The 23,744-nt window shown below is 46.9% G+C and carries 25 protein-coding genes, 1 tRNA gene and 1 pseudogene; 17 read left to right on the top strand and 10 right to left on the bottom strand.

All coding sequences use genetic code 11. The annotated features are described in order from the left end of the window. The first annotated feature begins 1 nt into the window (after position 1). The 3 genes from B5F77_RS12015 to B5F77_RS12005 all read left to right on the top strand — a co-directional run bounded on the left by B5F77_RS12015 (position 2) and on the right by B5F77_RS12005 (position 3,232). Entirely contained in the window at positions 2–1,222 is a 1,221-nt protein-coding gene (locus tag B5F77_RS12015) for an ABC transporter permease (protein WP_087331067.1), read from the top strand. A 227-nt stretch (positions 1,223–1,449) separates the two neighbouring features. Further along, positions 1,450–2,541, top strand: a complete 1,092-nt coding sequence (locus B5F77_RS12010) for a sensor histidine kinase (RefSeq protein ID WP_239446338.1) — start codon at positions 1,450–1,452, stop codon at positions 2,539–2,541. Continuing rightward, a complete protein-coding gene (locus B5F77_RS12005; protein WP_087331065.1) occupies positions 2,519–3,232 on the top strand; it encodes a LytTR family DNA-binding domain-containing protein in 714 nt (237 codons plus the stop codon). Before B5F77_RS12010 ends, B5F77_RS12005 begins: the two co-directional genes overlap by 23 nt. On the opposite strand, the gene dacB is transcribed toward B5F77_RS12005, so the two are convergent. Further along, positions 3,218–4,678 (bottom strand): D-alanyl-D-alanine carboxypeptidase/D-alanyl-D-alanine-endopeptidase, encoded by a 1,461-nt coding sequence (gene dacB / locus B5F77_RS12000; protein ID WP_087331063.1) that lies wholly within the window; start codon positions 4,676–4,678, stop codon positions 3,218–3,220. The genes B5F77_RS12005 and dacB overlap by 15 nt on opposite strands. Before the next feature lie 54 nt (positions 4,679–4,732). On the opposite strand from dacB, the gene B5F77_RS11995 reads away from it, so the two are divergent. From B5F77_RS11995 to B5F77_RS11970, 5 genes and pseudogenes are all read left to right on the top strand, one after another. Then, a complete protein-coding gene (locus tag B5F77_RS11995) occupies positions 4,733–5,836 on the top strand; it encodes an AI-2E family transporter (protein WP_087331061.1) in 1,104 nt (367 codons plus the stop codon). Between the two features lie 524 nt (positions 5,837–6,360). Continuing rightward, positions 6,361–6,433 (top strand) — tRNA-Lys (locus B5F77_RS11985). A gap of 273 nt (positions 6,434–6,706) precedes the next feature. Then, a pseudogene (locus B5F77_RS11980) lies at positions 6,707–7,922 on the top strand (site-specific integrase). A 39-nt stretch (positions 7,923–7,961) separates the two neighbouring features. After that, positions 7,962–8,375: a hypothetical protein gene (locus tag B5F77_RS11975; RefSeq protein ID WP_087331057.1), complete on the top strand. Its 414-nt coding sequence runs from the start codon at positions 7,962–7,964 to the stop codon at positions 8,373–8,375. Between the two features lie 12 nt (positions 8,376–8,387). Further along, positions 8,388–8,744 (top strand): hypothetical protein, encoded by a 357-nt coding sequence (locus tag B5F77_RS11970; RefSeq protein WP_087331055.1) that lies wholly within the window; start codon positions 8,388–8,390, stop codon positions 8,742–8,744. A 200-nt stretch (positions 8,745–8,944) separates the two neighbouring features. Here B5F77_RS11970 and B5F77_RS11965 read toward each other — a convergent pair whose 3' ends face one another. Continuing rightward, positions 8,945–9,202 (bottom strand): hypothetical protein, encoded by a 258-nt coding sequence (locus B5F77_RS11965; protein ID WP_087331053.1) that lies wholly within the window; start codon positions 9,200–9,202, stop codon positions 8,945–8,947. A gap of 555 nt (positions 9,203–9,757) precedes the next feature. Between B5F77_RS11965 and B5F77_RS11955 the strand changes: the two genes are divergently transcribed. From B5F77_RS11955 to B5F77_RS11930, 6 genes are all read left to right on the top strand, one after another. After that, positions 9,758–10,018 carry a hypothetical protein gene (locus B5F77_RS11955; RefSeq protein WP_239446337.1) on the top strand — a complete coding sequence of 87 codons (261 nt, stop codon included), beginning with the start codon at positions 9,758–9,760 and terminating at the stop codon, positions 10,016–10,018. Positions 10,019–10,030: 12 nt separating this feature from the next. Beyond that, a complete protein-coding gene (locus B5F77_RS11950; RefSeq protein WP_117616271.1) occupies positions 10,031–10,519 on the top strand; it encodes an SLOG family protein in 489 nt (162 codons plus the stop codon). Positions 10,520–10,527: 8 nt separating this feature from the next. Further along, positions 10,528–10,746, top strand: a complete 219-nt coding sequence (locus B5F77_RS11945; RefSeq protein WP_071150614.1) for a hypothetical protein — start codon at positions 10,528–10,530, stop codon at positions 10,744–10,746. A gap of 11 nt (positions 10,747–10,757) precedes the next feature. Further along, positions 10,758–11,348: a hypothetical protein gene (locus B5F77_RS11940; RefSeq protein WP_162607994.1), complete on the top strand. Its 591-nt coding sequence runs from the start codon at positions 10,758–10,760 to the stop codon at positions 11,346–11,348. Positions 11,349–11,376: 28 nt separating this feature from the next. Beyond that, the gene (locus B5F77_RS11935) at positions 11,377–11,556 is read left to right on the top strand and encodes a hypothetical protein (RefSeq protein WP_140392874.1); all 180 of its coding nucleotides are present in this window, start codon (positions 11,377–11,379) and stop codon (positions 11,554–11,556) included. Positions 11,557–11,651: 95 nt separating this feature from the next. After that, positions 11,652–12,773: a hypothetical protein gene (locus B5F77_RS11930; RefSeq protein WP_087331045.1), complete on the top strand. Its 1,122-nt coding sequence runs from the start codon at positions 11,652–11,654 to the stop codon at positions 12,771–12,773. A 69-nt stretch (positions 12,774–12,842) separates the two neighbouring features. On the opposite strand, the gene B5F77_RS11925 is transcribed toward B5F77_RS11930, so the two are convergent. From B5F77_RS11925 to B5F77_RS11915, 3 genes are all read right to left on the bottom strand, one after another. Then, on the bottom strand, positions 12,843–13,574 hold the full coding sequence (locus B5F77_RS11925; RefSeq protein WP_087331044.1) for a DUF6261 family protein: 732 nt from the start codon (positions 13,572–13,574) through the stop codon (positions 12,843–12,845). 257 nt (positions 13,575–13,831) lie between these two features. Beyond that, positions 13,832–14,293, bottom strand: coding sequence for an HU family DNA-binding protein (locus tag B5F77_RS11920; RefSeq protein WP_087331042.1), 462 nt, complete (start codon positions 14,291–14,293; stop codon positions 13,832–13,834). Between the two features lie 174 nt (positions 14,294–14,467). After that, a complete protein-coding gene (locus B5F77_RS11915) occupies positions 14,468–16,429 on the bottom strand; it encodes an NERD domain-containing protein/DEAD/DEAH box helicase (RefSeq protein ID WP_087331040.1) in 1,962 nt (653 codons plus the stop codon). Positions 16,430–16,591: 162 nt separating this feature from the next. Between B5F77_RS11915 and B5F77_RS11910 the strand changes: the two genes are divergently transcribed. Next, on the top strand, positions 16,592–17,674 hold the full coding sequence (locus B5F77_RS11910) for a hypothetical protein (RefSeq protein WP_239446336.1): 1,083 nt from the start codon (positions 16,592–16,594) through the stop codon (positions 17,672–17,674). A gap of 74 nt (positions 17,675–17,748) precedes the next feature. Here B5F77_RS11910 and B5F77_RS11905 read toward each other — a convergent pair whose 3' ends face one another. The 5 genes from B5F77_RS11905 to B5F77_RS11890 form a co-directional block, all read right to left on the bottom strand. Next, positions 17,749–18,294 (bottom strand): GNAT family N-acetyltransferase, encoded by a 546-nt coding sequence (locus B5F77_RS11905; protein WP_075317017.1) that lies wholly within the window; start codon positions 18,292–18,294, stop codon positions 17,749–17,751. Positions 18,295–18,301: 7 nt separating this feature from the next. Continuing rightward, a complete protein-coding gene (locus tag B5F77_RS15870; protein WP_200806323.1) occupies positions 18,302–18,460 on the bottom strand; it encodes a hypothetical protein in 159 nt (52 codons plus the stop codon). Between the two features lie 228 nt (positions 18,461–18,688). Next, positions 18,689–19,102, bottom strand: coding sequence for a helix-turn-helix domain-containing protein (locus tag B5F77_RS11900; RefSeq protein WP_087331038.1), 414 nt, complete (start codon positions 19,100–19,102; stop codon positions 18,689–18,691). 19 nt (positions 19,103–19,121) lie between these two features. Beyond that, the gene (locus B5F77_RS11895; protein WP_087331036.1) at positions 19,122–21,164 is read right to left on the bottom strand and encodes a bifunctional DNA primase/helicase; all 2,043 of its coding nucleotides are present in this window, start codon (positions 21,162–21,164) and stop codon (positions 19,122–19,124) included. Beyond that, the gene (locus B5F77_RS11890) at positions 21,157–21,516 is read right to left on the bottom strand and encodes a helix-turn-helix domain-containing protein (RefSeq protein WP_087331034.1); all 360 of its coding nucleotides are present in this window, start codon (positions 21,514–21,516) and stop codon (positions 21,157–21,159) included. The genes B5F77_RS11895 and B5F77_RS11890 overlap by 8 nt, the downstream gene beginning before the upstream one ends. A 377-nt stretch (positions 21,517–21,893) precedes the next feature. Between B5F77_RS11890 and B5F77_RS11885 the strand changes: the two genes are divergently transcribed. Both B5F77_RS11885 and B5F77_RS15610 read left to right on the top strand, forming a co-directional pair. After that, entirely contained in the window at positions 21,894–23,219 is a 1,326-nt protein-coding gene (locus tag B5F77_RS11885; protein WP_087331032.1) for an ATP-binding protein, read from the top strand. Positions 23,220–23,474: 255 nt separating this feature from the next. Next, positions 23,475–23,678 carry a hypothetical protein gene (locus tag B5F77_RS15610; protein WP_140392873.1) on the top strand — a complete coding sequence of 68 codons (204 nt, stop codon included), beginning with the start codon at positions 23,475–23,477 and terminating at the stop codon, positions 23,676–23,678. The last annotated feature ends 66 nt before the right edge of the window (positions 23,679–23,744 follow it).

Raw genomic sequence — 23,744 nt, 5'->3', positions numbered from 1 at the left:
TATGAATGTAGCAAATTTATTTAAGATTGCTGTCCGCGCTTTGTCAAACAACAAGCTCCGCGGTTTCCTGACGATGTTGGGCATCATCATTGGTGTCGCCTCGGTTATTACCATGTTGGCTATCGGGCAAGGTTCGAAGAAAAGCATCCAACGCGAAATCAGCGAGATGGGCTCGAATATGATTATGATTCAACCAGGTGGTGAGATGCGGGGCGGCGTGCGGCAGAGCGCCGAAGACATGGAGACGCTCAAGCTCGAGGATTATGAGGATATCGTGGAGGAAACGCGCTACGTGGCGGCGGTGTCTCCCTCAGTCAATAGCAGCGGGCAGGCGATTTACAGCTCGAATAATGCCCCGACGACGGTCTATGGCATCTCGCCGGATTATATGGAAATCCGGCAGTATAAAATAGAGGATGGCGATATGTTTACCGAACAGGACATCCTCACGGCTGCCAAGGTATGCGTAGTGGGAAAGACTGTGGTCGATAATCTGTTCCCGAATGGTGAGAATCCGGTTGGGAAGGTGATTCGCTTCGAGAAACTCCCCTTCCGCATCGTAGGTGTCTTGGAAAGCAAGGGATACAACAGCATGGGGATGGACCAAGATGACCTTATCCTCGCACCGTATACGACCGTGCAGAAGAAAATCCTTGCCATCACGCACTTGCAAGGTATCAATTGCTCGGCGTTGGAGGAGAAATATACCGACCAGGCTATCGAGGAGATTTCCGAGATACTCCGCCGCAACCATAAGCTGAACACGACCGACGAGGATGATTTCACCATTCGTAGCCAGCAGGAGTTGAGTTCGATGTTGACGAGTACTACAGACATGATGACGGTGTTGCTGGCTGCGGTAGCGGGTATTTCGCTCCTCGTGGGCGGTATCGGGATTATGAACATCATGTACGTCTCGGTGACGGAACGCACGCGCGAGATAGGTCTTCGTATGAGTATTGGCGCAAAGGGCATCGATATCTTGGCGCAGTTCCTTATCGAATCCATCCTCATCAGCGTAACGGGCGGGCTGATTGGTGTCATTTTCGGCGTAGGCGCGGCTTTGGTGGTGAACTACGTGGCGCACTTCCCCATCTACATCCAGCCTTGGAGCGTGTTGCTTTCGTTCCTCGTTTGTACCGCGACCGGAATTTTCTTCGGATGGTATCCCGCGAAGAAGGCCGCACAACTTGACCCGATCGAGGCGATTCGCTACGAGTAATGCAGATGCGGGAATGATTTCGCGGCTCGCGAAAGGCTCCTCTTCTGGAGCGACGAGGTTTCGCGGCCCGCGAAAGGCTCCTCTTCTGGAGCGACGAGGTTTCGCGGCCCGCGAAAGGCTTCTCTTCTGGAGCGACAAGGTTTCGCGGCTCGCGAAAGGTTCCCCTTCTGGAGCAAAACGAAAGAATAGGTTTATTTATAAGGCTAACATAAAAAGAAATAAGTATTATGAATATGGAAATGCACATACAAGACAAGGAGAAGGCGTACCGCAAGATTGAATGGTTCATCCATGCAGTGGCATGGGGCATCGTATTTATTATTCCGTTCTTTTCGTCGGGGCGAAACCGGGAGGTTGTGGCAATAGAAGACTATGCGCTTTTCGTAGTCGGACCGCTCTCTTTTATGGTGGTGTTTTACGTGAATTACCTCTTTCTCATCCCGCGTTACCTGTTCGAGAAGCAGACGGGGCGTTTTTTCTTGTTCAACCTGTTGCTCATCAGCGCGACGGTACTGGTAACCCACCAAATCATGCAGCTATTACCTCCACCCGATAAATTCCACCACATGCCTCGTTGGAAACCGGACGCGCTCGACGTGGCTCTCTTCCTTTTGCGTAATGCGGCGATGTATGTATTGGTTGCCGGGTTGAGTGTGGCCATCCGTATGACAGCGCGCTGGTACGAACAAGAGGCTACGCGCAAGGAGTTGGACCGGAGCCGCGTGGAGGCCGAGCTGCGGAACCTGAAGAGCCAGCTCAATCCGCATTTCCTCTTCAATACATTAAATAATATATATAGCCTCATTGCGTTCAGTCCCGAACGGGCGCAAGAGGCGGTGCACGACCTGAGCCGGCTTCTGCGTTACGTCCTTTACGATAGCAACCAGCCCTTCGTTCCCATAGAAAAGGAGTTGGATTTCATTCGGAATTATGTCGAGCTGATGCGTATCCGCTTGCCGGAAAGTGCGCGCTTGGAAATGAACATCGACGTGCAACAGTCGGGACTCACGATCGCTCCGCTCCTTTTTATTTCGCTCATCGAGAATGCTTTCAAGCATGGCATTAGTAATAGCAATCCCTCGTATATCCGCATCCAGCTTAAAGAAAATGAGGATGGAATAGATTGCTATATCGAGAACAGCCTCTTCCCGAAAGACGCAGCAGACCAGAGCGGGTCGGGTATCGGGCTGACTAATCTCAAGAAGCGGCTCGGACTTATTTATCCGGAAAACCATTTATTGGTATGCCATCAGGAAAATAATGCGTATATTGCGGAACTTTATATTCGAATCAAACATGAAGACAAAATTGACTTGTAGTATCATCGACGACGAACCGCTGGCTGTAAGCCTCCTGGAAAGTTACGTCCTCAAAACGCCCTTTTTGGAGTTGAAAGGGAAGTATAACAGTGCTGTGCTGGCCATGAAACCACTACGCGAGGAACCGGTAGAGCTCCTGTTCCTCGACATCCAAATGCCCGAACTGAGCGGCATGGAATTTTCCCGGTTGCTCCCGGCTGAGACGAAGGTTATCTTCACCACGGCCTTCTCGCAATATGCGGTAGACAGCTATCGGGTCAATGCGCTGGATTATTTGCTGAAGCCCATCAGCTATGCCGATTTCCTGCAATCAGCCCAAAAGGCGCTCGATTGGTTTGAAAAGACTAAACCGGAGATAGACCGTATCTTTGTCAAAACGGAATACAAGCTTGTCCAAATAGACTTGAACAAAATCTTGTATATCGAAGGACTCAAAGATTACGTGAAGATTTATCTCGAAGACGAACCATACCCTATCCTCTCCTTGTTGAGCATGAAGGTCGTAGAAGATATGTTGCCCGATTCGCGGTTCGTCCGCGTACACCGTTCGTTTATCGTTCAGCCGGAAAAGATAGAGGCGATTGAACGGAACCGCATTGTCTTTGGAAAGGAATATATCCCCATTTCAGACAATTACCGGCAGAAGTTCTTCGACTTCTTGGCCGGACACAGTATCCTATTGGCTAAATAAGGATTGGAGCAGCCGCTCAAGACGACGGTTTAAAGCCCAACTATTTCCTTCGTAGTTGTTGACGAGCAAGACGACTGCGTATTGTTTGGTTACCTGGCGGACATACCCGGCATAACAACGGACACGTCCCATACTTCCGCTCTTGAGCCGCACTTCGCCTGTCCATGCTTTTTCGCGGAGGAAATTGCGCACCGAGCCCTCTTTACCTGCTTCTGGGAGCGAATGTAGAAAAGCTGCCCGGTGGGAGGATGAGGTTGCCATGTACGTGAGCAAGTCTGTCAGGAAACGGGCCGTCACTTGATTCACGGGCGAGAGGCCGCTTCCATCTACCATATATAAAGGAGACACATCCAACCCTTTCTTCTCCCAATAGGAACGGACGATAGACACGCCGCGCGCGAACGATGAAATCTCTTCCCCTTTTCGCTTGGCATACCGCAGGCCTAATGTCTTGAGGAGTGCATCGGCATAGAGATTGTGGCTGACGTGATTCGTCTTGGCTACGATTTTCTCCAGTGTAGGCGAATAGGTTGTGATAAGTTCCGTGCGTGGAGCTATTTCCCACTTCCCTTGTACTTGCAAAAGACGATGGCACGAGGAGGCATCGCGCACGGAAATGCCCTGCTTGTTTAGTATTTCGCGGAAATAGCGCGCCAGGAACAGGGCTGGTTCCGGTATGTCACCCTTCAGCCGATAAGAATCGCGATGCGCCGGCACGACACCGTAAAGGTAGCGTTCCTCGGCAAAAGGCATTCCTACGATAAACGTGCTGTCTGTCCGTACTGCTGCTGCGCGTAGGTAGTTATGAAATTGTATCTCTTGCGCTGGCGAAGTCTGAAGGAGGCGTGGACGTGTCCCGGCGGCTCCGCTCCGCACGTATAGCGAATAAAGATTGTCGAAGACATTCAGCGCATAACTTCCCGCCCCGTAATAACTTCCCAAGTCTTCCCGCAGCCACTTCATCGAGACGCCCTCCGTATCAAACAAGCTTTCGTCTGAAATGATGGCTCCTTCTATCCGGCGAATCCCTTTGTCGCGAATTGCCTTCACCCACTGAGCTACGAAATCTTTCGATTCGGGTGCGAAATAGGCTGAACCCAGCGTCGGGTCGCCATGTCCTTTGATATATAGATTGCCGTGCAAGATGCTATCGCGGATAAATCCATCGTAGAGCAGCTCGGTCGGGAAGCGGTAATCTTCGCCCAAAAGTTCCAACGCCGTAGCGGTGGTCACCAGTTTCATGACCGATGCCGGCGTCACTTGCAAGTCGGGTGCATACACGCAAAGCGGCGTTTCGCTCCCGACCTCGTGGACCATACATCCGAACGATGCATACCGCATGTCCGGATGGTCGAGCCACTCCTGTACTATCTCTGAATCTTGTCCCCACACAGATCCTACCATGCTCCAAAGCAGGAGCCATAGCCATATTTTCTTCCGTCTCATTTAGAATATTTTATCATTTATGTTATCTTTGCGGAAAACAAAGATAGAAATAATATGAATACCCTGTTTGATAAACCGTTTACTTTCGACCGCGTCGTGCGGGCGGGAATCAGTATTGCGCTGATAGGCTTTGTGTTATATTTGTTAGTGGTTCTCCGGAATGCCCTTCTCCCGTTTCTGGTGGCTTGGCTGATGGCTTATATGTGCCAGCCTTTCGTGAAATTCTTTCAGTATAAGTTGAGGTTCAAGCATCGTATCTTGGCGATTATTGCGGTGCTTTTTTCGATTGCCATCATTTTGGGTTTGTTAACGGTCATGGTCATTCCTTCCATCTCGGAGGAGGCGGATAGGCTGCTCATCCTTTTGAACAATCACCGACCAGTCCAGGGTGAAATCCCTTTAATTCCCGGGAGCTGGATTGATTATCTCGAAGCGCATATCGATGCCAACGCCCTCCGCGAGTTGATCAGCCGCGAGAACATCCTCCAGACGATTAAACAGATTGCTCCCAAGGCTTGGCAATTGCTTACCAGTACCTTTTCTATATTGGTGAGCATTACGATTATTTTTGTCGTCTTCCTTTATTTCATTTTTATCTTGTTGGACTACGAGAAAATCGCCAGCGGATGGATTCGGTTGATACCCGAACGGTATCGCCCCTTCATCCAGCAGTTGGCCGACGATGTAGAGGTGAGCATGAACCGTTACTTCCGCGGACAGTCGCTGATTGCTTTTTGCGTGGGTGTCTTGTTGGCCATCGGATTTAAAATCATCGATTTCCCCTTGGCTATCTCGTTGGGGCTGTTTATCGGTGTCCTTAACTTGATTCCCTATCTACAGACCATCGGTCTCATTCCTATGGTGCTCCTCAGCCTGTTGCGCTCGGCCGAGACGGGCGAGAACTTCTGGATTCTGTTTGGACTCTCCCTCTTGGTGCTGGGAATTGTGCAGGTTATTCAGGATTTGTATCTTACGCCGCGTATCATGGGAAAGGCGATGGGCTTGAATCCGGCTATTATTCTGCTCTCGCTTTCCGTCTGGGGCACGTTGCTGGGTTTTATCGGACTGATTATCGCCTTGCCTCTTACGACGCTCTGCCTTTCTTATTATAAACGTTTTATTTTAATGGAAAACAACGACATCCCAGACCCGCAATAAAGCCCGTGCCCGGATATCACAGAGGCGCGGACACAAAATAGAGGCCATCTCAAGTTTATTTTGAGACGGCCTCTCCCCGAAGAAATGATGGATTATTAATTAACTAGGAGAGATATTTTGTTTCCATCGTATAATTCATTTATTGATATTTTCTAAACCTTTTAGAAACCTTCGCTGGCGCCGGTTGAGACTTTCTAAACCCTTTAGAAACCCCTACCTGCAGGATTCCAGTTGTGAAATTAGGCAATAATTTGAACTATGCAAGCCTTTCAGTTGTTTTTTGTCCAATTGTTTTGCTGCGCCGAACAAACCCGGAGAAAAAAGGCCTCGGAGAGTCCCGTAAACCGCGTAAATGCAGCCATAGAAAATGACGGAAATAAATTCAAAACAGCCTCTCCAAGCAACTCAGATCCGAGAAAACCGAGAAAAAAACAAGAAAAACGCATTTTTTTATTCAAAAGCCTTGCAGATTCAAAAAAACTTCTTACCTTTGCACCCGTAATCGAAAAACGACTACAAAAGATGATTCGCTAGCTCAGCTGGTAGAGCACAACACTTTTAATGTTGGGGTCTTGGGTTCGAACCCCAAGCGGATCACTGGGGAGTAAAGACAAACTCCTGACAAAAAAAGACAAAGCTCTCTAATCCAAAAGGTTAGGGAGCTTTTTCTTACCTTGTAGCGACAGGAAAATGACCTTAAAAAGCCACCCTATGAAGATTCGCCGTTACTAAATCGTTACGGTATTCCGTCACCATAAAAACCGTAACGATTTTGAAGGTAAGTCGCTCATTTGTCGAATATTGGCATTCGATTGTCACCGTAACTTTGGACAGAGAAAATTACTTTTGCAAACTATAAAATGTTACGGTATGAAATCGACATTCAAAATTCTCTTTTATCTGAAGAAGAACGAGCCGAAGAAAAACGGTCATGTGGTTATCATGGTACGCATCACGGTGGACGGCGACCAAGTGCAGTTCAGCAGCAAGCTGGATGTTCATCCCGATAATTGGGATACGAAACTCGGGCGGGCAGTTGTCAATAAGCAGAGTGCGGAGAAAAAAGAAAACCTCAGAGTATCCTCACTGAACAAGACACTCGATGAAATCCGGGCGGCTATGCCCTGCCCGAAAAAATCCGCAATGCCTTTTTGGGATTGGAAGAAAAGGAAAAGACGCTGATAAGTTACTTTACCCAGCATAACGAACAGTATGCCAAAAAAGTCGGCAAGACCGCCACACAAAAGACCTACTCACGCTATGAGCTGACTAAGCAGCGGATGATAGAGTTCCTGAAAAGCGAATATAACATTTCGGATATTCCCATCAAGGAAATCACTGTTACCCACATCGAGAACTTCTATCTGTATTTGAGGGAACAATGCGAGGTGAGCAACAATACGGCCATGAAGTTTGTGCAGCGTTTCCACACGATTTTGTTGTTCGCGCAGAAAAGTGGCCTGTCTTTTCTTGACCCGTTCAACAATTTCCGCTTCAACTTCGACAAGACCGACCGAGGCTATCTGACGCAGGAAGAAATCGACACGATTTACCACAAGGAGTTTCAGTCGAAACGGTTGGAACACGTGCGCGACGCCTTCATCTTTAGCTGCTATACCGGTCTGCCGTATTGCGACATCTATACGCTGACTGCCGAAGACATCAAAATTGGAGTGGACGGTAAGAAGTGGATTATGAAGGACAGAGGGAAGACCGGAGTGGAATCTCTTATCCCCTTGCTGCCCATTCCTTTGGAGATTCTTGCCAAATACGAAGGCAAGACAAAGAATGGTAAACTTTTGCCGGTCATCAGTAATCAAAAGATGAATATTTGGCGGAAATAGCGGCTATTTGCCAGATAAACAAGCAAATAACTTATCATCTTGCACGTCATTCGTTCGCGACCGAAATTTGCCTGACAAAAGGTGTACCCATTGAAAGTGTGTCGAAAATGCTCGGCCATACCAATATCCAGACCACACAAATCTATGCCCGTGTCGTGGATAGGAAGCTGAGCCATGACATGAATGTATTGGAACGTAAATTAAGAACTATGCAGGGTGGAACACCGCAAAAGGTGGGCTAAATCCATTATATTTGTCTCACAATTAAAAACGATACCCCTATGTTACACAGAGGAAACATCACCATTACCGGGCTGGAGGACATCAACCGCCACCCCACAGTCAGCGTCAAGTTGGAGAACGGCAACGTATGGCTCACCAAGCACGAGCTTGCCCGCCTGTTCGGAGTATTCATCCAGACGATAGATGCCAATATACGCTCCATCTTCAAGTCGCGTATCTTGAACGAGAGCGAGGCGACCATTACGGAGAAACAGGACAAGCTATACGTTACCTATTACAATCTGGAAGCCGTCATCTTTCTCAGCTTCCGCATCCATACCTATTGCACGAAGCTGTTCCGTGAGTGGGTGCTCAACTCCTTGTGCGAATACAAGCGGCTGAAGGAAAAGCAGCCCGAAGTCCTTGTCGTGTTCAACGCTTCGGACAACCAGACATTCATTTCATACAATTAAGTAACAGGAAACATGGCAACAAACAAATCGCAGATAGAAAAGTGGATAACGGCGCAGAAGAAGCACCGGCTGTCCGACACTCATGTGCAAATGGCACGTGAACTTGGCCTGAATCCCGAAAAGCTCGGCAAGATAGACAACCACCGGCAGGAAATATGGAAAGCCCCCTTGCCCCAATTCATCGAGAACATTTATTTCAAACATTTCAAGAAAGAACGCCCCGATGTGGTGAAGCCTTTGAAGCAAATCCTGAACGAACTGGAGGTGAAGAAGGAAGCAAAGAAAAAGGCGAAGGAGGAACACCGCAAACAGGAAATGGAAAATGTTCCGAAGCAGGATTCAATGTCTGCCCTTGAAGACGGAATGTGAAAGCCGTATCATTTCCGGCTGCAAGCCTGTCCCCGTTTCTTTTAGAAAGAAGGACACCCTTACAGCCTATGGCAAAACCGCAGAAACATACTGTACGGTCAAGCGTAACGCATGGAACCGTCACACATTTGCCCGTATAATACCTTTCCTTTAGGTTTTGCCGGATAAGGAAGGCTTTCAGTATTTGCGTAGCCGCTTTTTCAGAGGGCAGAGTTCATCGCTTCGTAATGGTCGCCGTCATGCACGCTCAATGCCGCCACAAGGCTGTTCAACGTGCGCACGGCCTCCAGCCGTTGTTCCGTCGAGCTTTCCTCCGGATGGCTCAATACATCGATGGCACAAGTCAGATGCGCCTTTGTCTGCTGCAAGGTGGACACATCTTGAATGGGAAACAGGTAGAAAAGTCCTTCATCGGAAGAACGGACGATGCCCTTCAGGGCGGTAGCTTGTAATTCCATATCTTTTCAGGTATTAACAAATGACGTAACGCTGCCGGCCACCGCACCCAAAGCATCGCCAAACGCTTAACACGAAGTGAACCGGCAGGTTACGTCAAGGTATAACCTACCCGGTCCATTTACCTTCGTGTTTTGAAATTGGCGATTTCTGGATGCCGGTAAATGAACAACATTACCACGATGCTATTTGCACCGCTGGCACAAAGGTAAGAAATTAAAGCCAATAATCCATTGCCATCCTTAAAAACCTCCTTCGGAAAAATCCATTGCGGAGAGAAATCAATGTTCCTACGGTATGTTTCCCTTGCCGCTTTCATTCCCCATCACTCCACAATGTGCTATTGAAAGGTTGGATGGGCTGACTTATTACGTGCGCAAAGGTAATTTCGGGTTTTGACGGACAAATCAAATTTTTTAGGCACAATCTCCACACTTCGCAGGCTCAGGTAGTATTCCACCGAAAAAATTTGCTTCTGCAAAACCCTATCCTTTGCCCCGCTTACGAAATAAGTCAGCTCACCCAACTCGTCAATGCATAAAAAAAATGTCGTGATTATGAAAGCAACAAGAGAAACAAATGGAAATAAGTCGCTTCCCAATCTGCCTCTGCATAAATTCTTGGGAGTGGCGGCAAGGTTCATCCTTGCGGCACTCTGCACATCCTTGTACGGCGGCTCTCTTTGGGTGTGGTTCATCGGGTCGTGGCTGGTGTGGAACTTCCTTGCGGGTGTAGTACGTTTCCTGTGGGGCTGCCTTGTGTTCCTGTTGGCATTTGTTTCGGTTGTCGCTTTCATAGTCTGGGTATTAACACTCTAAACTCACATCATCATGGATACAACAAACATTTCAAAGAACGTTTCGTTTACCGGACACCGCTCCGGCAGGATAAGCCAACCCATGCTTACTCTTTTTACAGGCATGGTGACGGAAATCAAAAGACTGTATGCTTTGGGCTACCGTAACTTTCTCTCAGGCATGGCGGAAGGCAGCGATTTGATTTTTGCAAAGGCAGTCTTGACGGTAAGAAACGAATTAACCGATATACGGTTGGTAGCTGCCATCCCTTTCCGGAAGCAGTCCGCACGCTATTCCGACACGAACAAGAGGCTTTACATCAGTCTGTTGGAAGAAGCGGACAAGACGGTTATCCTTTCAGAAAGCTATCACAAGGGCTGTTTCCACCGGCGCAACGACTTTCTGGTGGAACATGCGGCAATCATGCTCGCTTATTGGGACGGACTGCCCTATGGCGGCACATACTATACCATAGGAAAGGCGCAGATGCTGAACAGAATAATTATAAACCTTTATAAATAAGAACGCTTATGAAACGGTACAGCAAGACTATCGCACAGCAGTGCAAGTATTATGAAGTGGAGGACATTTTCGAGTACATGGTGGAAACCTACATCAACGGCAACCACAGCACCTTTACCCGGCTGTTCAAGGAACTGGAGAAGGACGCACGCAGGCTGTTCATCGAATACCTGTTGTGGGAAGTCAATCCCCAATACCACGTGGAAATACTGAAAGCAACCATCTAAAGAATTACGGTATGGACAAGATAATATCCCAAATGACGAAAGAAGAAAAATTGCAGGCTTTGGCGGACTACCATGCCTGCAAGCGTGAGCGGCACATCATTCTCCGCTATATCCAGGCACTCCGCCGGGAAGATGCGGAACAGACCGCCTATTTCGAGAGCTTCGGCGAAAGCGTGCATCAAATTGTGCTGAACGTGAATACCTATGAACGCAGGCTCATTTTCGGCTATGTGAACAGGCAGTTCAACGAATACGGATGGATAAGCGGCATGTTGCCCGTCGTGGAAGAAATCCGGCTGGACAATTCCAACGTGATACACATCGGCCAGTCCGTGAACGGCAGGTATGTCGTTACGGTGGGCTGGTGTACCGGCACGGCAGGAGGCGGCAGCCGCCCTTCGGTATGGGAGGAACCCATTACCGGTTACAAGGAAGCGGTAGCGAGCGGCATCCGCCAGTTGGAAAGAATCTATAATGATGCGGAACGCCGCTCCCTGACAGACAGGGGGAACTACAACCCGAAGTATATCCGCAGGCTGAAAGCCGGATTACAGGAGTTGAAGCGCCGCTATACCGCTCCGCAGCAGTTAAGTCTATTCTGATTATTCACACATATAACACCAAATGATTATGGACGTAAAGATTGAAAGCATGATTTTCGGGTGGGATGAACGCATACCCGATACGTTGATTAAATTCATCAACTCCGTGACACTCACAAAGGACGAGCAGGAACTTCGCGGACTGATGGAAGTAATCCGCTGGAACTCGCCGCATTTGCCGTTAGAAGTCATCGGATTGAATTTATAATTGCCGAGTGGCTTTTTAGTAGAGAGAGTAACGTTATATCCTTAAAACTTATATCTTTGCATCCGGTTTAATATTAAGAATATAAAGCGAAAGACATGAATGAGATTTGGCCGGAAATAGTAGAAGCGTTGTTGCCTTATTTTGCGTCGGATATTGCAGAAAGTACCTATCAGGAGAAAATAGAAGAATGTCTGAGATATCTCGGTTGGAAGAAAACAAACGGCACGATGCAATCACAATATGTGTTGCCTATCGGAAACAACAATACCGTGCGTCCGGATATTGTCCTTTTCAAACCCAATATCGAGAGTCCTGTGCTTCCCATAGAAGTGAAGCGCCCTTCCAATGTGCAATGCGAACGTCAGGTGACGCAACTGATGACGTATGTGCGCCAATTGAATTTGAAAGTCGGTCTGTATGTTGGAGAAAAGATACAGCTTTATTACAATTCCGATAACGGCGATTTCACTAATGTATTCACAGCTGAAATACAGAGGGAAGATGTCAACGGTTCTGTCTTGTGCAACCTTCTGGCCTTTTCAGATTTTGATTTAGACAAGTTGGAGGATTTCTGCAAAGCGCAATACCAACAGATACAGGCACGCGATAACCTGCACCGACGCATCACCGAATTCTTTTCTGAAAGTAATGCCGTGCAAAACGTCCTGTCTTTGCTCAAAGATAAATTCGTGCCAGAGGGATTTGATGCCAAAGCCATAGAGGAAGAATTTACCCACCTGAACATTGTTATAAGCTATCGGAATGATAATGTAGCTCCGTCGCAACAAGTGGAGCCAATCCCAACTCACACGGATGTTCTGTATCAGGCAACACAAACTAAGTCGGGCAGAGATAATACGCAATTCTCTTTTAATGGCAGTAAGTTTTATGGAAAAGGACGCTTTGTCTTAGAAGTGATAAGACATTATGTAAAAGAGCATCCGCATACCACCTATGATGATTTGCGCAAGCAATTCCCGGACGAACTTCATAGCAAGTCGCTTGGAGTTGTCCGTCTTGAAACGGATATACGAAAAGAAATCACCTTGCGCCCTGATAGAAAGCGACGTTATTTTTTGAAACCCGATGAAATAATAGTTCTATCGGATGGAACTAAAGTCGTGGTCAATAATCAATGGGGAACGCTATTCCCAAAATTCCTCAAAGCCGCCCAAATGATATACGATGTAAAAAGCGATACCCCTTATCAAGGATAAAAAAGCCCCTGCAAACCATTTCGCTTGCAGGGACTAATTCTAAATCTTACTCAACGAATCGGGCGACGGTTATTCCTCCTCCTTCTTCTTCGCGTTATTCGTTTTCCGCGCCTTCAATATCCCCTTCTGCCTATCAATCACCGCATTTACATGGTCAATAAACGTCGCATATTCCGTATCGCCGTTTATCATCGCAAGTGCATTGACCGTATCCACCAGCGAGCGGTAGGCAGCATCGGCAGCCGTGCGGCTCTCCTTCACGATGCCCACCTGACGGGCTGCATCTTCCTCCGTGCGCATAGCGGCAGCGGCGAGGAACGCATCTTCTTTCGTCTGCAAATCGGTAATCCAGACATCCAGATTCAGCGCGGTGCGTTTGGCAGAATCAAATGCAGAGAGGTCTTGCAGGAGGTTGTGCAGCACGCCGCTTTCCTCGGTCTGTGCCAGTGAAGTGGGGTCGCCATACTTGTCGAAAAGAGATTTTGCTTCGGAGGCTCGGGCAGCGATGTCGGGCGTGGGATGGCTGCACATCGCCTTGACGTAAGCATTGGCGGCACGCCACGACTGGTCGCGTGCGGTGTCGGCATCGGTAGCCGAAGCGGTGGCAGGGTTCGTGGCAGAGGCTTTCAAGGCGGTGTCGAAGGCATTGAAGGCAGTCTCGAATGCAGTGACGGCTGCGGTTTGGACGGACGGGGTTTCTTCACCGGGCAGGTTCTCGGTCTCGGCGAGGACGAGTTTCTGGAAGCCGAAGTCTTCTTCCACGCGGAGGGAAGTCAGGCTGATAGTCTTAATCTTTTTCATAATAGTTCGTTTTTGGGTTGTTGTCTGCACAAAGGTAGGGATTTCCGTCCGCATCTCCGGCAATAGTTGCAGAAAATTATAAGCGCCGATTGAGGTCTCGGACAGCGGTTGCGGAAGATTTTTAGCCTTGTCCGAGGCTCGGACAGGAGTTGCGGAAGTTTTTTAGGGCTGTCCGAGGTCTCGGACGGTGGTTGCGGAAAAAAAGAAGCACCGTCCGGGGCTTGGACAGTGCTTCTACAAAATTTCCGGGCTTGTCGTCAGCCGAACGAGCCGTCGCTACCTTCTTCAACTTCTCCGCCAGCTGGGTCTTGCTCCTCCGTGTTGGGCGCAAGCTCAATCCATTCCAGCTGGTCGCTGTCCACGAGGGCGCGGGTGTACGTACCGCTCGCTGTACGGGTGCGTTCGGGGATGAACTCCACGCGGACGGCTTTCACTTGTTTCTCGAAATCAAAGTCTTCGAGGTTTTCCACGCCCACGGTGTCGAGGACGTATCGGAAATAGCCCAGCCCCTTGATGTGGACGCTCTTGCCCTGCGCCATACGGGTGTGCATCACGCCTGCGATGTCGCCCAGCACGGCTTGCACGTCCGAGTTGCTGACCGTTGATATTTTCGCCAGGTCTTTGGCAATGGTTTCCGTTTCCACAGGATTGCCCTGCACGATGGCGCGAGGATAATAGACACCGCGCGCCTTGCTGAATGATTTCTTCCAGAATGGCATAGTCTTTCGTGTTTTACAAGTTCATGAATTATTGACTTTTATGTTGCCCGTGGCAATATAGTATATCGGGAAGGTGAATATAGTATATTGACCGCCTCAATATAGTATATTGCGCCGGACGGGACAAAGGTAAGAGAAAATTACAATAATTACAAGAGTAATGCATTCATATTTCTATCTGTCCTGTATAATCTTTTTATCGATTAAATTACAATTTGAAAAATATTCGTGATATTGTTGGTTGCCTATATTGATAATAAACAGATAGTTTTGACAACGAGTGATTCCTGTATATACTAGTTCATCGGAAAATTCGTAAGGGCGTGCGTTAGTTAAATTTTTTGTAGCTTTTAGATTATTCTCCACGACCAAAAATAATACCGGGCTTTCCCAACCTTTAAAAGAATGTATAGTAGACAACTTAATAGTTCCTCTGTTCATCCAAAAATTGGCTTTCCTGTTTTTTCTTATTTTTAATATTTCTGTATTAGTTTCAAATCCGGTTTTAGCTTCAGGGCATAATTTCATAAATTCTTCTCTAGTTTCAAACATAATATTAGTTTTCTCTTTGCTTTCTATTCGCAACATATAATCCAGCTTGCGTAACATTCTGATTCGAGATGACAAAATCGTCACATCATTAGAATTAAATTTATGTTCCTTAATTTGGCGATAAATATAAGCAGCAATAGTGTTATCTTCTATGATATTTTCTTCTATTGGATAATAGTGATATTCAATGTAAGGCTCATCAAATAGAGATAACATTGCATTGGTTTCTATTTGTTGTTCTATTACATATTTATCAGCAAAGAAATGTTTTTGAAAATCTGTCACTAATAATGCTATTTTTTGAGATAAGCGATAGCTTTTATTTAGTTTCCTATCCCAAGCTCCTGTTTGCACGGGTATTCTTGGCATTTTGTTATTATCCAACTCTCGTGAATAAATATTTTGCTTTTCATCGGCAAATGCTACAATCTCTGCATTTTCACTGGCAAAGTATTTCATAATCATTCTTATCCAGTTTTCTTGATAGTCTTGAGTTTCATCTATTAATATAGTTTCGTATTTAGGTAATTCATTATTGTGATTTTCAAAAAGATGTATATTTGAGTATACATGTTTTTCTGCCAATCTTCCAAACTCTTCAGAAGACATATAGCTACTATTTCCTTCTTTGTCTTTAAGAAACTCAAACTCTAGTCCGACATTGTTCATATTATTATTAATAAAATCATGGTAGTTGCTAATATGGAAGAACTCCCAAGCGAACTCTTGACGAACCGCATTGATTTTATCGTGAATATAATTTCGAAGTGTTATATTATAGGTTAAAATGAGCACATAGCTATGTGTTCTTTTATGGGCATTTACGGCTCTTTCTGCTAGTACTAATGTTTTGCCCGAACCAGCTACACCTTTAATTCTTTTTCTTGCTCCTTCTTCGCTTTTTACTAATGATTTTTGCTCATCTGACAACTTGTAACCAATTCCTTCTTCTATTGTATGATAGGATGGCTTTAATATACGTGCAAAACTATTATATAATTCATCGGTAAAATAACGGCTCTTTTTGCTTACCCAACGTTTCTCAAAAATAGTATCCATTACTTCTTTCTTCAAAGCATCATTTCCTATTATTGTGAAATTTCGGCTTAAAAAAGTTTTGTATTTATCTGTTGGATTTTCTCCCATGCAAAAACTCTGCACATATTCTGTTGTATGACAATGAAAGTACACGGCGCAATTAACAACATACCAATATTTATAGTCTTTCAAGCGCAAACTTAATAGAGAGTCTATATGTAAGTCATACAAATTCTTTTTATATTTCAGGACTTGATTTAAAGGATTGTTTTTATATACTGATTTATTACAATTTACAATCCAATTACCCTTTTCATTCACATGGTAATTTGACAAATCCCAATCTTTTACTTCAAAAATCATAATACCTCCCCCTTTATGCATTACTATGATGTCTGGTAAATCTCCATTTAGAAAGGGCTGAAAAAATACTTCATATTCATCATCATAAGCATTTAATAGGAAAGACAATAAAGCCTTTTCACCAGGAGTGGCTTCTGTTTTCCGTTTCCTAATAGCTTCAATAGAAGGGTATAGAATTGCCATACTTCATAATATTTTGAGTTATATGCAAAAATACACATTTTTGGTAGCATATGATATATTTGATTTGACTTCTTCATACAGTAAGTGGTTTAGAATGAGAATTACTCAGTACAATTATATACTACAAAGCAGCTTTTCATCACCCAGCTCAAGCAGAACCGCATGGGCAGCCGCACCATCGACGAGGGCAGCATGGACGAGAAAGGGGGCATGAACTACTCCGAGTATGTCGCCATCCTCTCCGGCAATACCGACCTGTTGGACAAGGCGCGTCTGGAGAAGAAGATTGACGGGTTGGAGGGCGAGCGCAAGGCGTTCCTGCGCAGTAAGGGCGATTCGCGCATCCGGTTGGAAACCCTGTTGGCCAACCAAGCCTCCAACAGCGACATCATCGCGAGGGCACGGCAGGACATGGCCGACTTCGAGAGCCGCGTGCAGTACGACAAGGAGGGCAAGAAGCTCAACCCGTTGAAGATTGACGGGGTAACAAGTGGTGACCCCAAAGTCATTGCCGCCCGACTGCACGAGATAGAGGACAAGGAGCGCACGCACGGCCAGCCGGTTCCCATCGGCTCCCTCTACGGCTTTGAAATCGTGGTCAAGACAGACACCACCGTCAAGGAGGGATTGGACTTCTGCGAGAACCGCTTCTTCGTGCGCGGCACGGGCAAGCTCCTGTACAACTACAACAACGGACGCTTGGCAGCCGACCCGCAGACCGCCTGCCGGAATTTCATCAACGCCTTTGACAGCATCCCCCGCCTGATAGAGAAATACACGCGGGACAATGCTGACATTGAAAAGGAAATTCCCGTCCTGAAGCAGGTCGTGGATGAAACATGGAAAAAAGAGGATGAGTTGAAGCAACTCAAGGCCGAGCTTGCCACGCTTGACCGCAAGATATTGCTCTCCTTGAAATCCGTCGATGCGCAGGAGGCCAACACTGAAGGGGTAACGGAAATCCGGCCGGAGCCGCAAGCTCCATCGGTGGCGCAACCCGCTCCCTCAATGCCCGGCGACCCTGCCGTCCCGGCAGCATCCGAACCATACGTCCACCGTATGCCCGACTACATGGCACATGCGGCGGAGCGCAAACCGCCGGTGCTGTCAGCCATGCCCAAGACCATCAGCATCAAGGAGCTGATGAGCGCGGGCAAGGAAAAGGTCGTAATCGGCGGCATCCCCCAACCGGAAGACGGCACGGAGAAGCCGCAGGAAAAACCGAAATGGAGAATGAAGCTCTGAGCGGGGTTCAACAAAAAGGCTTGGCAACAACCGGTATATGCCGGATGGCTGCCAAGCCTTTTCAATTCAAAGAACTATCTATCTTCGCTATCTAAAAAACGTTTCAAATCATAGTACATGGAGCGCGTCTTGTCTTTTTCATCTTTGGCGGACAGAAAATCAAAACCGCATTGTTGGTAAAAACCGACGGCGTCCTGATAGGCATCTACCGTGATGAAACGGCAACCGGTTCTATTGCCATGAGTGAAAGTATATTTGATAAGGCGGATAATATCTCTGCCTATGCCTTGCCCGGCATATTCTTCCGATACGGCCAGTCTGCCTATTTTCACGGCTGGATAATCTTTGCGCCGTTTGGGATTGGGCACACGACGGCTCAACCGGTTCCAAATGCTACGCTGTTCCGGGTCAAAAGTGATTTTATCGTTCAGGAGGCTGAAATAGGCCACAGTCCTGCCATTGGGCAAATCCTCCCATAGATAAGTGACAGCCATCAAGTCGGTCAGGTACTTTCGGGCATCTTCAAATAAAAAGCCGTTTAAGTCATCATCCTTGCACTTAAACGGCTTTATCTCGCTGTCCGCTTTCAGCGGCATGAAATAATAATCTTCAAGAGCCATGTTCGTATCAGAATGCAAATGCGGCTATGGCCTTGAACTTCTCATAAACTTTCTTTGCAGCCTCTTTCTCTTCCTTGCTTTCCGGCTTCAGGTGAGCCATTTTTTCTGCAAAGCGTTTAGCATCCTTACCGGTAACCACCGGCGTTTCTTTAATCGGTCGAGCCATAATCTTTAGTTTTTAATTCATTGCAAAGGTACGGATAATATCATTGAAAATCAAATTATGAGGTATATTTCTTTGATAATGAGCGGTGCGTTCATGCCTTTTGCCGGGCGGAATAATTGAATTTGCAAATTTTGGAGAATAAAAGTTGCGAAATACATTCCCGGATTGCAAAAAGAATGGCTTCACAGCGGTAGGCAATATCCCTGAACGATGCAAATCCAAGATGCATTATCCACAATCATCTGAGAGTTCTTTATCTCCTGTTTCTTTCTCCCTGTCGTTTTCATCCGGTTCTTTGGGCATCGGATAGGTTTCTGACAATTTGTCCTTCCGTGCCTGACGCTTGATTTCGTTCTCGTCGAAATTGTTGCGGATGAACTCGTGCAGGTCTGATTCCTTGTAATAGGTCTTATGGTATATCGAATGGAACTTCAACGCCCCGTTGTTCCGGTATCGCTGGAGCGTGCGCTTGCTGATGCGCAGCAGTTGGCACACCTCCTGATTGTCGTACAGCCGTTCCCCGTTCAGGTAGTTCAGGTGTTTCTGCCGGTTCTCCGCCTTGTCCAGCTTGCGCGATATGCGGTACAATTCGCCCATGATGCGCTCCATCCATGCCTCAAATTCTGTCTTGTCCACTAACATGGCCGTTCCTCCTATGATTTTACACCTCGCCCAGCATGTAGCTGTTCGGTGTGTCGGGTGATTTTACAATGATTTCCTTCTCCCGCATAAAACGGATGTAGCTCTTGGCCGTGCGTTCCTTCACATCGAACGCCGCCTGAAGTTCTTCCGACAGCTCCATGTAACCGATGAAGCGTTTCCGACTGAACAGTTCGCGCGCCACCGCCACGAGTTCCTCCTCCTTGCGCCTGTCCTTTTCCTCTTTCGGCTTCTCGCCCAGATAGGCGTGCATCGCCTTGCCCTTGTCCCATGCGAACTGCATGAGCGGCACATCCAGCGGGCTGCCGTCACGCACTTTCAGGGCTTTCACCACCGACACGGCAGGATTGCTGTCCTTTTCGATGGAGAGGATGGCAGCAGCCTTGCGTTGCAGCTCGCTGCCCAGATGCCCCCGCAGCTTCAGCCCGTTGGGGATGAAGTGCAGCACCGTGACGATGCACGTGTTGTAGATGCCCGCCAGCCGGTAGAGTTCCTCCACGACGGCAATGCTCTCCGCCTCGTCATTGGCGCAGCGTATCAGGTCGGCGATGCCGTCAATCACCACCAGATGGATACCTCCGTACTGGTAATGGAACCTGTCCATGCTGAGCACGATGGACTTCAGCCGCTCCTTGCGGCTCATCCCCGTCAGGCAATATGCCTTGAACCACTCCGGCATCGTGTCGCGCCCGCAGCGGCGCAGCAGGGTACTTACGTTCTTGTATAGTTGCACCTCGCTCTGTTCGGTATCGTAGAACAGCACCGCTTTTCCTTTCGGGTTCCCTTCGATGGAAACGCCCAGCGTGTCAATACCTTCCGCGTTTTCCGGTTTCACAGCCCCGGCAATCAGGGCTGCCACATAGTTGCTTTTCCCCGTACCTTCCCCGCCGGTGATGCAGAGCAGGTTCCCTTGTGTTCCGAGCGGCACGCCGTTCACCGATACTATCGTCTGTGCCACAGGTGGCGGGTTGTTGAAATCCAACTCGCATGATTTTAATGCTGACATATCTTCCTTGTATAATGAATCCAAATGGTTTAAGAACAGTTTCAATAAATCATCATGCGTGTGTCCCAACGCAAAATAGTCCGTTATATCCTTTTCTTCTTTTGTCCCTGCCAGCGGAAGTAAAAGGCGTTTCAATGCAAACGGCTTCAATTCTTCCTGCCGTTTGGCAGAAACTTCTAACCCGGTTTTGTCCATGTCATATAGCAGAATGATATGTTTGAACCGGTAGGAGAGCAGCATCAGCACAGATGTAGGGATGAGCGTCGTTTCCGAATTGAAACAGATGGCATGGAATCCGTTTGCCGCAAGGCTCATCACATCTTTCTCACCGCCGGTAATGAACAGCAGGTCGCCTTTGGAGGGCAGTTGGTCAAGTCCGAAGCAATAATTGTCGCCCAAATCTCCGGCATAGAGGAAACGCATCTCCGAGCGCGGGCGGTAGATTTTAATGTATTTGTCGCCTGTATAGCCATACATCGGTTCCTGTGCCGTTTCAGTCAAGGTATAGGTTCTCCCTTCCTGATTGACGGAACTGAACGAATGCAGAGGCCGTACATTATATTTATTTAATGTATGCTCGGTGATTCCGGATTTGCTCCAAAATATCCGGTCTGTTTCATTGAACGCCCTTGGTACGATATTATACGGGCGTATTTTCTTTATCACCTGTTCCGGCGTGGGCGGACAAATCACCTGAACGGAAGATGTGTCCGTACAATTTTCGTAACCGTCCGCCAGCCCCAAATGCAGGTCATGGTCGATGATTCGCATGATTTCAACGAAGTCCTTCGCGTTCCTGCAACTCAGCCCCGTCATTGTCCCTACCAACTCGAAGCAGTCCCCGGAATATTCCTCGTTGCCGAAATCCTTCATCTTATACACCGAATGTCGCCGGTCATAATATACGTTGCACGATGCCTTCGTATCCTTATACAAAGGATTCAGGAACTTCTTCCCGATGCGGAACTGCACCGGCAGGTAATGTCTGAACACCGAAAGCCCCCTGTCCGTTGCCTGCAAAATATCCTCCTTATTCATTGTCTTCGTCCTTTGTCACGTCCAACAACCGGTTCTTCTTGTAAACGTCTATCAGGTGCGGTTCGCACGTGATAACCTTTTCCCGTACCTTTTTCTCTATTTCCGAGAGCTTGTACAGGCACTTGCGGCAGAACACCGAATATTCCACCAGTCCGTCGCTCCTTAACCGTTGCAGGGTGCGCGTGCTGATATGGAGCATATCGGCCACTTCCTGACTGTCCAGCCATACATCGTCGTCAAAGTCGCAATCCTGCAACTTGTGCTCGTTCTTGGTGATGAACTCAGCGATTTTCGCTATCTGCCCTATCATCTTTTGATAGGCGGCACTTTCCATTACGATAACTTCTGTCATAATCCTAATTATTGAAATGTTTGCCGCAAAGTTCCCGATAAGCCAAAATCCGCATGGTATACTATACGTGTACTACACCATAATTTTTTTGTTTTCCGCCAGCAGATGGAACTCTATAACCATTTTGTATGCCATATAAGCTGTATTGGAATTTAAGTTTTTATGGTTATAACCCAAATTTGTAAACACTCAGAAGTCGAATTTTCGGACATGACCATAAATTTGAGATATTTGAAAAATCATATTTTTAATGCTTTCATAGTCTGTTGTTCAAATAGAATTGCTATTTTTGTAACCGCAGTAAAGTTTACTATTGTAAATATTACAACCGTAAACTTTACGGGTAAACAATATAAAAGTAACATTAGATAGAAAAGATGAAGTTTTACAACAGGGAAAAAGAACTTGCCGCATTGGAAAAAGTCCGCCGGACTGCCTTTTCCAATCATTCGCAAATGACCGTACTGACCGGCAGGCGCCGGATTGGAAAAACCAGTCTGATTTTCAAAAGCTGTGAAGGTACACCAACCGTTTATCTGTTTGTCAGCCGGAGCAATGAAGCCGACCTTTGTATGCGCTTCACCGCTGAAGTGCGCCAGTCATTGGATGTTTATGTGCCGGACTTCACGAGTTTCAGCGAAATGTTCCGCTTCCTGATGGATTTGGGAAAGCGGATGCAATTCAATCTGCTCATTGATGAGTTTCAAGAATTCTACTATATCAATCCGGAAATATATAGTCTGATGCAGGACACTTGGGACAGGTACCGCAAGGAAAGCCATGTGAACCTGATTGTCAGCGGCTCGGTCTATACGCTTATGAACAGGATATTCAGGGATGCGAAAGAACCCTTGTATGGCCGTGCGGACAGCATCGTGAAGTTGTTCCCCTTCACGACTCCTGTATTGAAAGAAATACTGGCAGACCATAAACCGGAGTATACGAAAGACGATTTGCTGGCGTTATACACCTTCACCGGCGGCGTTCCAAAATATATTGAGCAATTCATGGACAACGGCTGTACGGATATGGAAAGTATGGTCGATTTCATGTTGCAGCCGGAGTCTTCCTTCCTCACGGAAGGCCAGGCACTGTTAATACAGGAGTTCGGCAAGAAATACGGGAATTATTTCTCCATACTCTCCGCCATATCCAATGGTAGGAATACATTGCCGGAAATGGAGGCCGCTTTGGGTGGCATCAGTTTGGGAGGGCAACTGAAAAGGCTGGAAGAGGATTATAATCTGGTTAAGAAAAAGCGTCCGATACTTTCCAAAGAGAGTTCCCAGTCTGTCCGCTATGAGGTATCGGATATGTTCCTGCGGTTTTGGTTCCGCTATTTCATCAAGCATCAAAGCTACATTGAGATACAGAACTACGAGCGGTTGGCGAACATTATAAAGGATGATTATCCGACTTTTTCCGGACTTGCGCTGGAAATGTATTTCCGCCAGCGGATGATGGAGAGCAAGGACTTTGCCGAAATAGGTTCTTGGTGGCAGAGGAAAAACAATAAAGAACAGCATGAAATCGACATCATAGGGTTATATGCGGAAGACAAGCGTGCGCTGGTGGCTGAAGTAAAACGGCAAGCCAAAAACTTCAAGCCGGAATTGTTCGCGCAAAAGGTGGAAGCTATCCGCAAGAAGGTTTTGTTCAACTATGAGATTGAGAGCAGATTGTTCACTATGGATGATATGTAAACCACAAGGTTTGGCAGGATGCAACCATTTTTCAAGTGCAAGGTGCAAGCCTATCCTATATATATAGGCTCGCACCTTGCACTGAAGGAAGAAAATCAATAAGATAATAATCAAAGGTTTGGAAATTCAAAAGTGATTCCTTACCTTTGCGGTATCCAAAAACGGATGACAAACGGCTGCCGATGGCAGACAATAGGCGTTCTACAAAATCGTTACTAATTCGTTACGGTACGATTTTTACAAGGATTAAAGAGCTTGAATATTAAAGAAATAGGTCGCTTTGGGACAAGCCCAAGCGGATCACTAAAAGAAAAGCCAAAAGGCGACAACAAAAAGGCAAGTCCTACAAAATCAATATTTTGTGGGACTTTTTTGTTGCCTTTTGGCTACCTTGACCGCCAAAAAGAGGGCATTGACGGGCTCAGTAGAAATTTAGTGGGGATAAATTTGTTAGTTTGAAGAACAAACCTTTATTTTGCAGTATAGAAAACGATTATTTGAACATGTTGGCCAGTATAGTACTGC

It is taken from the genome of Parabacteroides sp. An277, from assembly GCF_002159645.1.
Taxonomy (GTDB): domain Bacteria; phylum Bacteroidota; class Bacteroidia; order Bacteroidales; family Tannerellaceae; genus Parabacteroides.
The sequence above is the reverse complement of the archived record's forward strand: the minus strand, read 5'-3'. Positions and strand labels throughout refer to the sequence as shown.